This window comes from Lactobacillus juensis (assembly GCF_036246285.1).
Lineage (GTDB): Bacteria > Bacillota > Bacilli > Lactobacillales > Lactobacillaceae > Lactobacillus > Lactobacillus juensis.
The window spans coordinates 764598-777635 of the sequence record NZ_BTTS01000001.1 but is presented as its reverse complement, the minus strand read 5'-3'; the positions used below and the strand labels follow the sequence as shown (position 1 = coordinate 777635).

At 36.0% G+C, this 13038-nt stretch carries 14 protein-coding genes; 9 read left to right on the top strand and 5 right to left on the bottom strand.

All coding sequences use genetic code 11. The features are described from left to right. Nucleotides 1–131 precede the first annotated feature (131 nt). Nucleotides 132–572, top strand: coding sequence for a hypothetical protein (locus AAA926_RS03680; RefSeq protein ID WP_338211882.1), 441 nt, complete (start codon nucleotides 132–134; stop codon nucleotides 570–572). 167 nt (nucleotides 573–739) lie between these two features. Here the strand turns inward: AAA926_RS03680 and AAA926_RS03675 are convergent, their stop codons facing one another. Beyond that, entirely contained in the window at nucleotides 740–976 is a 237-nt protein-coding gene (locus tag AAA926_RS03675) for a DUF2188 domain-containing protein (RefSeq protein WP_338211881.1), read from the bottom strand. Between the two features lie 408 nt (nucleotides 977–1384). Here AAA926_RS03675 and wecB point away from each other — a divergent pair, with 408 nt between their 5' ends. Beyond that, nucleotides 1385–2527: a non-hydrolyzing UDP-N-acetylglucosamine 2-epimerase gene (gene wecB, locus AAA926_RS03670; protein ID WP_338211880.1), complete on the top strand. Its 1143-nt coding sequence runs from the start codon at nucleotides 1385–1387 to the stop codon at nucleotides 2525–2527. Between the two features lie 49 nt (nucleotides 2528–2576). On the opposite strand, the gene AAA926_RS03665 is transcribed toward wecB, so the two are convergent. Together AAA926_RS03665 and AAA926_RS03660 are read right to left on the bottom strand one after the other, a co-directional pair. Beyond that, nucleotides 2577–3110, bottom strand: coding sequence for a GtrA family protein (locus tag AAA926_RS03665; protein WP_198180883.1), 534 nt, complete (start codon nucleotides 3108–3110; stop codon nucleotides 2577–2579). Next, nucleotides 3103–3549: a flavodoxin gene (locus tag AAA926_RS03660; protein WP_338211879.1), complete on the bottom strand. Its 447-nt coding sequence runs from the start codon at nucleotides 3547–3549 to the stop codon at nucleotides 3103–3105. The genes AAA926_RS03665 and AAA926_RS03660 overlap by 8 nt, the downstream gene beginning before the upstream one ends. A gap of 136 nt (nucleotides 3550–3685) precedes the next feature. Here AAA926_RS03660 and map point away from each other — a divergent pair, with 136 nt between their 5' ends. From map to AAA926_RS03630, 6 genes are all read left to right on the top strand, one after another. Then, nucleotides 3686–4513, top strand: coding sequence for a type I methionyl aminopeptidase (gene map / locus AAA926_RS03655; RefSeq protein WP_265892800.1), 828 nt, complete (start codon nucleotides 3686–3688; stop codon nucleotides 4511–4513). A gap of 5 nt (nucleotides 4514–4518) precedes the next feature. Then, a complete protein-coding gene (locus tag AAA926_RS03650; protein ID WP_198180880.1) occupies nucleotides 4519–5436 on the top strand; it encodes a YihY/virulence factor BrkB family protein in 918 nt (305 codons plus the stop codon). A 65-nt stretch (nucleotides 5437–5501) separates the two neighbouring features. Beyond that, the gene (galU, locus tag AAA926_RS03645) at nucleotides 5502–6395 is read left to right on the top strand and encodes a UTP--glucose-1-phosphate uridylyltransferase GalU (RefSeq protein ID WP_265892798.1); all 894 of its coding nucleotides are present in this window, start codon (nucleotides 5502–5504) and stop codon (nucleotides 6393–6395) included. 146 nt (nucleotides 6396–6541) lie between these two features. After that, complete coding sequence (locus AAA926_RS03640; RefSeq protein ID WP_338206635.1) at nucleotides 6542–7690, top strand: thiolase family protein; 1149 nt, start codon at nucleotides 6542–6544, stop codon at nucleotides 7688–7690. Beyond that, nucleotides 7691–8917: a hydroxymethylglutaryl-CoA reductase, degradative gene (locus tag AAA926_RS03635; RefSeq protein WP_338206634.1), complete on the top strand. Its 1227-nt coding sequence runs from the start codon at nucleotides 7691–7693 to the stop codon at nucleotides 8915–8917. It abuts the gene before it with no gap. Beyond that, on the top strand, nucleotides 8901–10064 hold the full coding sequence (locus AAA926_RS03630; RefSeq protein ID WP_338211878.1) for a hydroxymethylglutaryl-CoA synthase: 1164 nt from the start codon (nucleotides 8901–8903) through the stop codon (nucleotides 10062–10064). The genes AAA926_RS03635 and AAA926_RS03630 overlap by 17 nt, the downstream gene beginning before the upstream one ends. 29 nt (nucleotides 10065–10093) lie before the next feature. Here the strand turns inward: AAA926_RS03630 and AAA926_RS03625 are convergent, their stop codons facing one another. After that, complete coding sequence (locus tag AAA926_RS03625; RefSeq protein WP_198180875.1) at nucleotides 10094–10378, bottom strand: hypothetical protein; 285 nt, start codon at nucleotides 10376–10378, stop codon at nucleotides 10094–10096. Between the two features lie 72 nt (nucleotides 10379–10450). Here AAA926_RS03625 and AAA926_RS03620 point away from each other — a divergent pair, with 72 nt between their 5' ends. Beyond that, entirely contained in the window at nucleotides 10451–11407 is a 957-nt protein-coding gene (locus AAA926_RS03620) for an alpha/beta hydrolase (RefSeq protein ID WP_265892794.1), read from the top strand. A gap of 245 nt (nucleotides 11408–11652) precedes the next feature. Here the strand turns inward: AAA926_RS03620 and rlmD are convergent, their stop codons facing one another. Then, nucleotides 11653–13029, bottom strand: a complete 1377-nt coding sequence (gene rlmD, locus AAA926_RS03615) for a 23S rRNA (uracil(1939)-C(5))-methyltransferase RlmD (protein ID WP_338211877.1) — start codon at nucleotides 13027–13029, stop codon at nucleotides 11653–11655. Nucleotides 13030–13038: the final 9 nt, after the last annotated feature.

Below are 13038 nucleotides of genomic sequence, written 5' to 3'. Positions count from 1 at the left end.
AAAATGCAAATTTTACTGCATTTAAATTTATTAGAAAACAGTTGCTAATTTTTTGTAGCAGGATCATTTTCGGCTTAACTATCCTGTTTTAAACAAGATTGGCTTTTTTAGCTTAATTAGAATTTTTAAAAATGAATCCACAGAAAATGTCTTTGCCCGAAGTTTTAGATAATTTTCGGGCTCGTAATGTAACTTTTGAATTAAAAGATGGTACTAAAAGAACAATCTTTGTTAATGAAATTGAGGACGAAGATGATGACCAACCTGAAATGATTTTTATGGCTGATGATCCAGAAGATGATGTTTTTATCTCTCAAGTCGTTGATGCAATTCCAGGCAGTGCCAATTTTTCTTTGGATATACATCAAATGCCATACTGTGAATTAAAATTTGTCCTAAAAGGTCAAAAAGTTGCATTTAAACTTAAAGATGGTGCAATTAAAACTTTTATTGTAACCAATGTTTTAATCAAAAACACAACAAAGTCAAACTTCACATTTGTTGGTAACAAAAAAGAAGATAGTATTGATAGTTCAGATATATTAGGGGTAAAAATAATTGCAGACAAATAAAAGTCTGACTATCAAGAAGATAATCAGACCAGAATTTGAAAGATTTGTTATTTATGTAAATATGAATAAAATAAAGTTTATATTTTAGTTTGAGAAATATAGATTAATTAAAATGTCAGAATAGATAAAATATATGAAAATAGTAGTAATAACAATGTATCGATATATTAGCCTGCAGCTTTGGGACTGTCATGACCGTATGAATTTTTAAGATTAATACGCCCGTTTCTTTTTTGACTAATTAGTTCGGTCTTTTCCTTTTGTGCCAAACTTTTTGCATATTCTAAAGCGTCAGCTTTTCGGTCAAAAGTTTTAGAGATTTTGTCGCTCCCGGCAATTTTAACAGCCCATTTATCGCCGTGAGTAGTGACCCAAACATTTTTAATGACTTCCGCCTTACCCATAATTTATTCACCTCTTTTCAAAATCATTATACAGCGAATCAATATATAAAGTGAAAGAATAAACACTTTTATAAAGTAATTATGTGTTGAATTGCTGATCTAGAGCAATTGCTGCTATATATTTAATATAAAGGCGATTCCAAAATCCGGATAACTAATAAAATAATTATTATGAATAGGATTAATGCTATTCCAAGTAAAATTCTTCTGCATTTGATTGTCCTTCTCTTGTCAAAAGCAAAGACAAAGCAAAAAGAGGCTACGATAATTAGTAAGCCTGTAATTAACAATAATCTAAAATTATAATTCATTTTTTTCACCGGTTTCAGTTCAGGGAAAGATGTTGAATAATATTAGCTTGTTTTTTTGCAGCTAATTTACTAATATATTAATAAAATGGAGGAATTTATGAGCAAAATTAAGGTAATGACGGTTTTTGGTACCAGACCGGAGGCCATAAAGATGTCGCCGTTGGTACAGAGACTAAAAAAAGATAATCGATTTGAAGAAGTTACGGTGGTGACAGCACAGCATCGGGAGATGTTGGATCAAGTTCTTGATATATTTAAAATCAAGCCGGAGTATGACTTTAATATCATGAAGAAAAACCAAACTTTGGAGGGCGTCACAGCCAAGGTATTAATCGACATGACAAAAGTCTTAAAAGAAGTTAAACCAGATATTGTTTTGGTCCATGGAGATACAACTACCAGTTTTGCTGCCGGTTTGGCCAGCTTTTATAATAAATGTACCTTAGGTCACGTCGAGGCGGGACTGCGAACATGGAATAAGTACTCACCTTTTCCTGAAGAGATGAATAGGCAAATGACTGATGATTTAACTGATCTTTATTTTGCACCAACTGCGGTTAGCAAGCAAAACTTGATTAAAGAAAACCACAATTCTGACAATATTTTTATCACAGGTAATACAGCTATTGATGCTTTGAAAGAAACAGTTCAAGATGATTACCACCATGAGGTTTTAGATTTGATTAAACCCGGAAGCAAGATAATTCTTGTGACCATGCACAGGCGGGAAAATCAGGGTGAACCTATGAGACGAGTTTTTAAGGTAATGAAACAGGTCGTAGACAACCATGATGATGTTGAAATTATTTATCCTGTTCATTTATCACCAAGTGTGCAAAAAGTCGCAAACGAAATTTTAGGTAATGACTCGCGTATTCATTTGATTGCCCCATTAGATGTGGTTGATTTTCATAACTTAGCCAAATTAAGTTACTTCATTATGACAGATTCTGGAGGAGTTCAAGAAGAAGCTCCTGCTTTAAACAAGCCAGTTTTAGTTTTAAGAGATACTACAGAGAGACCAGAAGGTGTTAAAGCTGGTACACTCAAATTAGTGGGAACGCAAGTTGATAATGTCAGAAACGCAATGTTGGAATTACTTGAAAATAAAAAAGTTTACGACCAGATGGCCAATGCCAAGAACCCTTATGGTGATGGTTATGCATCAGAAAGAATAATGGATGCTATTGCCTACTATTTTGCTCAAAATAAGGGTGAAAGACCAGCTGATTTTAAATGAGCCGTCTAAATTTTATTACACAAAAAGCCAAGAAAAATTTTCTTGGCTTTTATTTATCGTTTTTTTCTTTACGTGATTTAATTTTCTCTTTTGCTCGTGCAATCATGGTAGTTTCTTGAGCTTGAAAAACTGATCTCGTAGTCAGGTAATTAAAAATACCCACTAAAATTTGATCAACAATTTTTACTAACAAGGCATCTAAATGAAGCCAGGACAATCCAACCAACATAATCAAACTGTCAGGGATAAGACTAATAATCCTATAGGTGAAAAAGACGACCAACTTTTGCCAAGTTGAATGTTCCTCATCGACGTTATTGATAAAGACGGCCTTTTGGTTAAATACAAAAGAGGCGAGGTTAGAAACAATAAATGCAATAGTATTTGATACTAAAACAATGCTGTGCCACCATTTATGCAAAATCATAAACACCACAGTGTTGATTAGAGCCGCTATAAAACCAAAGATCATGTAAACAAATAAATTGCGATGTCTTTTGACTACATTTTGTGCTAAGCGGTGAATTTTAGGATCAGACATTGAGTCGAATTTTTGTGAATCCGTTTTCTTATTCTTAACCATTTAATAGATCAGCCATTTCCTTAGCTGCATTATCAATTGCTTTTATATCATCATCATTCGGGGCATTTTCAATTGTAACAGGTTTTGTCACTTCTTTTGCTCCAACTTGCTTAAACATTTTTTCAAAATCAAAAACATTTTCGCAAAAATGATCGGCATACATCATGTCACCGCTACCCATCACGGTAAAATATTTCCCACTTAAGTCTAAATCTTTTAGTTGATCATAAAAGTCTGCAATGTCGTCGGTCATAGTGCCTTCGCCATAGGTATAAGTAATAAAGATGCACAAATCACTTGATAAGTAATCACTGGCGTCAGTAAATTCAGCTTCGCTTGTTTCAACATCAAAGCCCAAATCCTGCAAATCTTCTTCCAGAATATCTGCCATATCTGCATCGTTGCCAGTCATACTTGCATAGACTATTCTAGCTTTCATTAAATTCATACCTTTCACAAAAACTAATTCATCAAAACATTATACCTAATTTTGCGTAATTAATGAAATTCTTTAGTAAACTTTTAAAAAACGCTATAATGTAATCAAACATCATTTAATAGAGGAGAATTTAAATTTGATTACAATTAAATCCATTAGAGAGTTAAAGGGTATGCAGGCTTCAGGCCGATTATTAGCATCAATGTTTGAGGGCCTGCGAGACGTGATTAAACCTGGAATTACCACTTGGTCAATTGAAGAATTTTGTCAAGATTTTGTCAAAAGTCGTGGTGGCAGGTTGTCAGAGCAAGGCTTTGAAGGCTACAAATATGGGACATGTATTTCTGTTAATGATCAAATAGCCCACGCTACGCCACGTAAAGACACAGTTTTAAAAGAAGGCGATTTGGTTAAGGTTGATGTGACTTGCAATCTCAATGGCTTTGAAACAGACTCTTGCACAACTTACCCAGTAGGTGAAATTTCTCAAGCCGATCAAGATTTGATGGATACAACTAAAAAAGCCATGTACTTAGGTATTGATCAGGCAGTTTTAGGTAATCGCATTGGAGACATCGGAGCCGCAATACAGCATTTTGTAGAAGATGAACATCACTATGGCGACGTTAAAGAATTAGTCGGTCATGGCATCCAGCCAAGTATTCACGAAGATCCGGAAGTACCACATTGGGGTAAGGCAGGGCACGGATTAAGACTGCGTGAAGGAATGACTATTACTTGTGAACCAATGGTTGAAGCCGGTGGTGACTGGCGCATTGTAGAAAAAAGCGTTTCTGATCCTAAAGATGATTGGGTCTTTTACGCTACACCGGATGGCTCAAAATCCGCGCAGTTTGAACATACTTTTGCAATTACTAAAGACGGTCCTAAAATTTTAACGCTGCAAAAGCCATATGACGGCTACGAAAAGTACTTACCACATTTTGACGAAATGGATGACTAAATTGCATGGGTAAAAAAGCTGAGGCAATCAGGAAACGCTCTTTTTTATTTTATAAAACTGTTTCCTTGAAATTTACTCAAGGTGAAGTTTTGACAAGCGCAATTGCGATTGCCTACTACGTTTTGTTTTCAATATTTCCATTAATTATTATTATCGGAAATATTTTGCCGTTATTTAATATTAATACTGAACCGATTGCCAGTTATTTAAAACTAATTTTTCCAGATAAAATTGCTAAATTTATTATGCCGATAATTAACTCATTATTGAAAAGAAAATCAAGTGGGTATATCTCTTTTGGTATTATATTGGCTCTATGGTCAGTTTCTTCGTTAGTTAATGCTATTAGAATTGGTATGAATCGGGTTTATGGTGTTCGTGCACAAGAATTAAAGCAAAAATGGCAGGTTACTGTTTGGACAAGATCTATTACTATTATGTTGACCAACCTCATGATTATAGTATTTGCCTTACTTAATTTAACTTTGATTTTTGGTCAGCAGGTGCTGGAATTTTTACGACCAATTTTCTCCTTTTCTGTTGGCGAAATTGAGAAAATTTTTAGTTATCGCTATCCTGTCATTATAATCACGATGATGGGTTCGTTATATTACGTCAATTACTTTTTACCTAACATCAAATTAAAGAAAAAAGTTATTTGGCCAGGTGTTTTTACTACTTTATGCGGGTGGATCATTCTTTCCTGGCTTTTTAGTTTCTATCTGCATCATTTTCGTATTAGCTGGGAAAACTATGGCATTATCGGTACTTTTATTATTTTTATGTTGTGGTTGAATATTTCCTCAATTCTCTTTTTACTGGGGACATGTGTAAATGCTGCAATAGTGACACTAAATTATGGAGAAGTACACTATTCAGTGGGTCGCTTAGCTGAATATATTCAAAGAAAGCGCAGTCATTAAAAATTGGCGCATTCAATTTTATTTTGGTATATTAGTTTTATGATTTTAAAGAAAGCGTAAAAAATATGAAAGTAAGAAAAGCAATTATTCCTGCAGCTGGTCTGGGTACTAGGTTTATGCCGGTAACTAAAGCAATGCCCAAGGAAATGTTGCCGATTGTCGACAAACCAACTATTCAATTTATTGTTGAAGAGGCCAAAAAATCTGGTATTGAAGACATTTTGATTGTCACTGGAAAAAATAAGCGCTCGATTGAAGATCATTTTGACTCCAATCCTGAACTTGAACAAAATCTGCAGGAAAAAGGTAAGACTAGTCTGCTTAAAATGTCGCAAGAAATTACTCACCTGGGAATTAATATTTATTATACTCGTCAGCCTTATCCAGCAGGTTTGGGGGATGCAATTGCCCGTGGACGTAGTTTTATTGGGAATGAACCATTTGTTGTTATGCTGGGCGATGACCTGATGATGGACAAAGAACCGTTAACCAAGCAATTGATTGACCGCTATAACGATACGAATGCGTCAACAATTGCCGTTATGCCGGTACCCCATAAAGAGGTTTATAAATATGGCATAATTGAACCGGATAGTGAAATTGCACCTGGCTTAATAAATGTTAAATCTTTTGTAGAAAAGCCAGAAGTAGACAAGGCTCCGAGTGATTATGCCATTATTGGTCGTTATCTTTTAACTCCAGAAATTTTTCCAATTTTGGCTAAGCAAAAACCAGATAAAGGTGGGGAGATTCAATTAACTGATGCGATTGATACCATGAATAAAACGCAACGCGTTTTAGCCCATGTCTTTAAGGGAACCCGTCACGATGTCGGTAATAAAGAAAGTTACTTGGAAACCTCAATTGAGTATGGCTTAAAACATCCGGAAACTAAGGATGCATTGCGTAAATACATAATTGACTTAGGAAAGAAATTAGAAGAACAAAATCAACAATAACAAATAAATTATGCAATTAAAGGAACCATCATTTAATGGTTTCTTTTTTTATGTAAAATTTTTCTTAATGTCGGACTAATTACTGTCTTCGAGTAGAAAATTTTTGTATCATGCGACTTGAAACTTTTAGCTAGGGGATAGGTTAAATGAAAGATATATACATTGTTGCAGCTAAAAGAACCCCTTTTGGTCGCTATCATGGGTTATGGGCTGAAAAAAATGCAATAGATTTAGGAGAGTTAGCCTTAAGAGAAACGTTAAAAAGCATTAATCTGCCTGCTGAAAAACTAGACGCCTTATTTATGGGTAATGTTTTGGGTGCTGGTTTAGGACAAAATATGGCGCGGCAAATTGCTTTGAATACGGGTATGAGCCCTAAAAGCAGCAGCGTGACAATTAATGAAGTCTGTGGTTCAAGTCTAAAAGCTCTCAGACTGGCTCAAGGACAGATGGAACTGGGCGACTTTGATCTGGTAGCTGTTGGTGGTGCCGAAAGCATGTCGAATGCTGTTTATTTAACAGAGGACAAAGAAAAGCCGCATTTTCAAAGTGAAATGCTGCAAAATGGCCTCATTGATGCTTTTTCTCATGAGCATATGGGTTTAACGGCTGAAAATGTGGCAGAAAAATATGGGGTTACGCGCGCAGAAATGGATGAATATAGTCTAAATTCGCATCGCAAAGCAGTTGAAATTGTTCAGCAAAACTTTTTTCAAGATGAAATAATTGGCGTAGAAGTAGACGGTAAAATGATCCAGCAGGACGAAACAATTCGAGCTGATACTAATTTAGCAGCACTGAGCCAGTTAAAACCTGTTTTTAAGAAAAATGGTTTAGTTACAGCTGGCAATTCTTCGCCCTTAAGTGATGGTGCCAGCATGGTTATTTTGGCAACTGCAGAAAAAGTTAAGGAACTGAATTTGCACCCTCTGGCACGGTTAGGATCGTTTGCTGAATCTGGTACTGATCCGGCATACATGGGTGTAGCACCATATTTTGCAGTGGAAAAATTATTACAAAAAACAAACAATACCATTAATGATTATGATGTAATCGAAGTTAATGAAGCTTTCGCTGCACCTAGCGTTGTCTTAGCTCGAGAACTCCGAATTCCACCTGCCAAACTAAACATTTTTGGTGGAGCAATTGCACTAGGTCATCCTCTTGCTGCTACCGGAACCCGTTTAGTAGGAACAGCCGTCAATATTATGAATCATATCAATGGTCACAAGGCTTTGGTAACTCTTTGTATTGGTGGCGGACAAGCAATTGCATATGAAATAGAGAAATTGTAAATGAAGTTTTATAAGTTAGCACCAGAAAAAAGACGAGAAATGCTGCAAAAACAGGGAATTAAACTGGATGAAATTGATCCCCAGGTTTTACGAGATTTGGATTTATTAAGTGAAAATGTAATTGGTCAATTACGTTTACCTGTAGGTTTGGTACAAAACTTATTGGTTAATGGTCAAAATTACCAAGTGCCAATGGTGACCGAAGAAGCCTCGGTAGTTGCTGCGGCTAATAATGGCGCTGGTATCGTTGCAAAAGCTGGTGGTTTTACGGGAACCAGTCAGCGAGACGGTATTTGGGGTCAAATTGTGATGCAGGTGGCTGAAAATTTCGAGGTCTCTAACTTGCAAGAAATATTGCCTGCTCTTATAAAAAAGACAAATACCTATTTTGCCAGTCTTGTAAGTCATGGCGGTGGAGTCCGTAAAATAGAACTTAAGCAAATAAATGATTTGCTTTATATAAAAGTATTAGTTGATCCCGCGGAGGCGATGGGCGCCAACAAGGTAAATTCTATTTTAGAATTTATGGCAAATGAGTTAGACGATTTTGCTGGCATTAAACAAAAATTATTTGCCATTTTGTCAAATTATCCTAGCCAAATCACAACGGTCAAGGCTGCAATTCCTGTTAATTTAATTGGTGGAACAGAAACTGCTCGGAAAATTGTTTTATTAAGTCGAATTGGTCAGGACGATCCAATGAGAGCCGTTACCAATAACAAAGGGATCATGAATGGAGTTGATGCTGTTTTACTGGCAACTGGAAACGATACTCGCGCAGTAGAGGCAGCTTGTGGTGTTTTTGCAAGTAAAAAAGGCACCTACGCCAGTCTCAGCAAATGGCAGCTTGAAAATGAAAATCTTGTCGGAAAACTCAGCATTCCCTTGCCAATTGGAACTGTGGGCGGCTCAATTAATACCAGAAAAGATGTTAGGCAAAATTACCGTATTTTGGGCGAAAAAATTACTGCAGAACAATTAGCTAATATTATTGCTGCCATTGGTTTAGCCAATAATTTAGCAGCACTACTGGCAATTTCTACCAAGGGAATACAAGCAGGACACATGAAACTGCAAGCCAGAAATATTGTGGCAGTTTTAGATGCTACTACTGCCGAGAAAAAAGTAGTATTTCAAAAAATTATAAATAGCAAAAAATACAGTCAATCTGCAGCCAAAGAATTTTTAAAAGAAATCAGAGAGGAAAATAATGCAAGTCGGAATTGATCAAATTGGTTTTTATACACCAAACAAATACGTTGGTATGGTAGATTTAGCAAAAGCGCGCAATGAAGATCCTAATAAATTTTTGATTGGTATTGGACAAAATAAAATGAGCGTGGCTGATCAAACTCAAGATGCAGTATCAATGGGAATTAATGCAACACTTAGATATTTAGATCAAATTGAACGTAAAAAAGTCGGTTTATTAATCGTTGGAACAGAAAGCAGTGTTGACCAGTCTAAATCAGCTTCGCTTTTCATCAAATCGGCTTTGGAATTACCGGCAAATGTCAGAACTTTTGAAGTAAAAGAAGCGTGCTTTGGTATGACTGCAGGCATCATGATCGCTCGGGATTACGTCCGCCTTCATCCCCATCATAGTGCAATAGTAATTGGCTCTGATATTGCTCGCTATGGCGTTAACACTGGCGGTGAGGTGACACAAGGAGCTGGCAGCATTAGCACGCTAATTAAGGCTGATCCCCAAATTTTGGCTATCAATAAGGGACACAGCTCATACAGTGAGGATATTAATGACTTCTGGCGCCCTAATGATTCAGCAGTTGCCGTAGTTGATGGTAAATATTCTAAAAACGTGTATTTAGACTTTTTTAAACACACATTCAAGGATTATCTTAGACAAACTGGAATAAAAACTAGTGATTTCACAGCATTACTTTATCATTTACCTTTTGTGAAAATGGGTTTTAAGGCAAATGAGTGGGCTGTTGCCGATCAGGATGAAAAGACTAAAAAGCGATTGACAGAGAATTTTACTGCTGCAGCTCGTTATGGCAAGGAAGTCGGTAATATTTACACTGCTTCTTTATATTTAAGCCTTTTGAGTTTACTGGAAAATGCTAAATTGCCCGCGAAGGCAAAGATCGGTTTATTTTCTTATGGTTCAGGGGCAATGGGTGAGTTTTATTCAGGACGAATAGTTGAGGGCTATGACAAGAATCTACATAAAAATGCAGATCAAAAAATGATTGCTCGCCGCCAAAAATTAACTATTCCTGAATATGAACAAATTTTTAATCAAGCTTTAGAATCTCCGCAAGATGACATAGAGCTTCAAAGTGACGAACAAACCGGCACCTGGTATTTTGCTGGGACCAAAAACCGTATTCGTCAATATTTGCAAAAATAGTTAGAAAAAGCTGCCAAGCGGCAGCTTTTTTAGGTTAGCCTAACTCCATTTTGATCAGGCAAAATTTGAATACCATAAACAGCAATTCTCTTTTTTTGGTTATAAATAAATATGGGAATACTGCGACCGTGGATATTTTTAACCAAATTAATTAGTTTGCCTTTTGTTAGAGGCTTTTTTCCGGGAAAAAGCAAACATTCACTGCTTGAAATTTTTACTTTTGCCAAAGGAATATTTTTCTGGTTAATAGTCAGATACAAGTTAGTTTGGTTGCTTAAATCATTGGTTAATTGTAATAAGTCTGTTAATCTCATTTTTTATTATTCCTATACAAATTAAAAATGCTATACTATAAGATATTATTTTAGTGAGGGTGGCAAAACTAATTGAAAAAATTAAAACATAAAAAGCTGTGGCTTTCATCAATTATTATTATTTTACTAGTATGCTTATTGTTTACCGGAGCCGGTTACTATTTCTTTAAAGTGGCATGTGTTCCAGGTAAAAAAAGTTTTTTAAGTTCTTCCAGTGACGTGATCAAGAAGTCAGATCCTCTTTACCGTGAAAAAATTTGGTTTAAAAAAACTGCTAAACAAAAGTGGTATATTGAATCCGCTGACGAAAAGTTTAAATTGGATGCGAATTTCATTCCCTATAAAAGTTCCAATAAGACAGCTATTATTTTACCTGGTTATATGGATACGAAGGAGGATATGGGAGAATATGACGCTTTGTTTCATCAGTTAGGCTATAATACTTTAACCCCAGATCCAAGAGCCCAAGGCAAGAGCGAAGGAAAATACATTGGGTATGGTTGGCCGGAAAAAGATGATGTCAAAAAATGGATCTCATATTTATTGCAAAAATATGGCCAGAACCAGCAGGTAGTGATTTACGGCTTGAGTATGGGTGCGGCAACTGCCATGATGACCAGTGGACTTAAACTGCCTCATCAAGTTAAAGCGTTTGTAGAAGACTGTGGTTATAGCAGCGTCAAGGATGAAATTGAGCATGAAGCAGGAGTCTTGTACAATATGCCTGCCTTTCCTCGCTTTCCACTAGTTGAAATTCTAAGCGGCATTAATAAGATAAAAGTTGGCTATTTCATGGGTAATGCCTCTAGTGTTAAACAGTTACATAAAAATCATAGACCAATGCTGTTTATTCACGGCAGCCGTGATAATTTTGTGCCTACTAGAATGGTCTATCCTAATTATAAGGCTACTAGAGGACCAAAGGAAATATGGGTAGCTCCTGGAGCCAAACATGCCAAGTCATTTTCAAAGCATCCCAAAGAATATAAAAGACGGGTAGCAACATTTTTAGCCAAATATGTAAAATAAGCTATGCGTTTTATTTGCTAGCGCTTACATTTATTTGCTATTATAAAAGTGTGGTCAAGGTTAACAAGATTTCTATCTCCATAATATGTTTGTTATCTACTTTTGAAATGACAATTTTATCGCGAAGTTTTTATAGTTTTATATATTTGTATATGATGGTTTTATCTCAAAAGAAAATAATCTCAATTGACACCCGATCCACAAAAATAGTTGTCGCTAATTGCGACAACTATTTTGCTTTTTATTTATCTTAAAGTTAGTTTAACGACACATTCACACCTTGGAGTCTGCGGCAACATGTCGACATTTTCAATCAGTCTGACATTGTAAGCTTCAGTCAAAAGGACTAGATCTTGTGCGAGAGTAGATGGGTTACAGGAAATGTAAACAAAGGTTTTAGGTTTTACTCTCAATAGGGTTTTGATCAAGCTTTTGGCCAGACCAGTTCGTGGTGGGTCCACAATCAGCGCGTCAATTGGAATTCCATTTTGAGCTAGTTCAGGTAAAACTTTTTCTACACTCCCCTGAATATAATTAGCATTTTTAATATGATTGAGTTCCACGTTATGATTGGCGTCAGCAATTGCTTCAGGAATAGTTTCAATACCAATAACCTGTTTGACTTGATCTGCCGCTAAAATTCCCAGCGTTCCCACACCACTATAGGCATCAATCAGGGTTTCATCTGGCTTTAAATCTAAAAATTTTAGCGCCCGTGAGTAAAGAGTAATGGTTTGCACCGGATTTAACTGGAAGAATGCTCGCGGTGATAAGGCAAACTTTTTTCCTAAAATTTCATCAGTAATTTGGTTTTTACCTGCTAATTTAGTGGTTTTATTGCCCCAGACTTGAGGATTACGCCAATCAGTTTCATTTTGAAAAACACTGACTACATCAGGAAGCCTCATAATTTCTTTTGCAAGTTGCTCCAGATTTTTAAGACTGTGGCCAACTGTAATTAGAGTTACTTGAATTTCGTGAGTGGCATAAGCTTGACGAACAACTATAGTTTTAAGTCCGTCAAAGTGACGGTAAGGATCGGCAATTCTAATGTGCAGCTTTTCAACTAGAATTTTAATTTTGCGTTCAGTATCTTGGGTTGCCTGACTTTGCGTTGGCATTTCGGGCAAATCAAAGAGTTCGTGCGAATTAGGGGCAAAAAGTCCTAAGCTAATTTGACCATGTGATCGTTCAATTTGATATTGCGCTTTATTGCGATAATGCCATTCTTCTGGAGCCGGAATGGTATTTTTGACTTTATACTTGCTGTAACCACGGGGATGAAATTTCTTGAGGGCTTCAAGAACATTGTCCCGTTTAAATTCTAACTGCTTAGGATAAGCTAAATGAGCCAGTTCGAGTCCACCAATTTCTGGATTGACATTAGTGGGGAAAGGTACTCTGTCAGGACTTTTTTCTTTAATACGAACCAGTTCTGCATCAATATAGCGGGGGTATTCTGTAATAATTTTGGCAACAACTACTTCATTAGGCAAGGCACCAGGAATAAAAATTATTTTTTTACGGTAATAGCCGATGCCCTCACCATTAATACCCAGTCTTTTAATTGTAATAATAATATCTTTTTCTTTTGGTTGATTTTGATTAAATTTCTTGTACATAATTTTCTT

Bases quoted from the DNA above. Each gene is read 5' to 3' on its own strand.
- AAA926_RS03640 (WP_338206635.1), top strand. From the start codon at position 6,542: ATGAAAGATATATACATTGTTGCAGCTAAAAGAACCCCTTTTGGTCGC.
- AAA926_RS03675 (WP_338211881.1), bottom strand. From the start codon at position 976: ATGGGTAAGGCGGAAGTCATTAAAAATGTTTGGGTCACTACTCACGGC.
- AAA926_RS03665 (WP_198180883.1), bottom strand. From the start codon at position 3,110: ATGGTTAAGAATAAGAAAACGGATTCACAAAAATTCGACTCAATGTCT.
- wecB (WP_338211880.1), top strand. From the start codon at position 1,385: ATGAGCAAAATTAAGGTAATGACGGTTTTTGGTACCAGACCGGAGGCC.
- galU (WP_265892798.1), top strand. From the start codon at position 5,502: ATGAAAGTAAGAAAAGCAATTATTCCTGCAGCTGGTCTGGGTACTAGG.
- AAA926_RS03650 (WP_198180880.1), top strand. From the start codon at position 4,519: ATGGGTAAAAAAGCTGAGGCAATCAGGAAACGCTCTTTTTTATTTTAT.
- AAA926_RS03630 (WP_338211878.1), top strand. From the start codon at position 8,901: ATGCAAGTCGGAATTGATCAAATTGGTTTTTATACACCAAACAAATAC.
- AAA926_RS03660 (WP_338211879.1), bottom strand. From the start codon at position 3,549: ATGAAAGCTAGAATAGTCTATGCAAGTATGACTGGCAACGATGCAGAT.
- rlmD (WP_338211877.1), bottom strand. From the start codon at position 13,029: ATGTACAAGAAATTTAATCAAAATCAACCAAAAGAAAAAGATATTATT.
- AAA926_RS03625 (WP_198180875.1), bottom strand. From the start codon at position 10,378: ATGAGATTAACAGACTTATTACAATTAACCAATGATTTAAGCAACCAA.
- AAA926_RS03680 (WP_338211882.1), top strand. From the start codon at position 132: ATGAATCCACAGAAAATGTCTTTGCCCGAAGTTTTAGATAATTTTCGG.
- AAA926_RS03635 (WP_338206634.1), top strand. From the start codon at position 7,691: ATGAAGTTTTATAAGTTAGCACCAGAAAAAAGACGAGAAATGCTGCAA.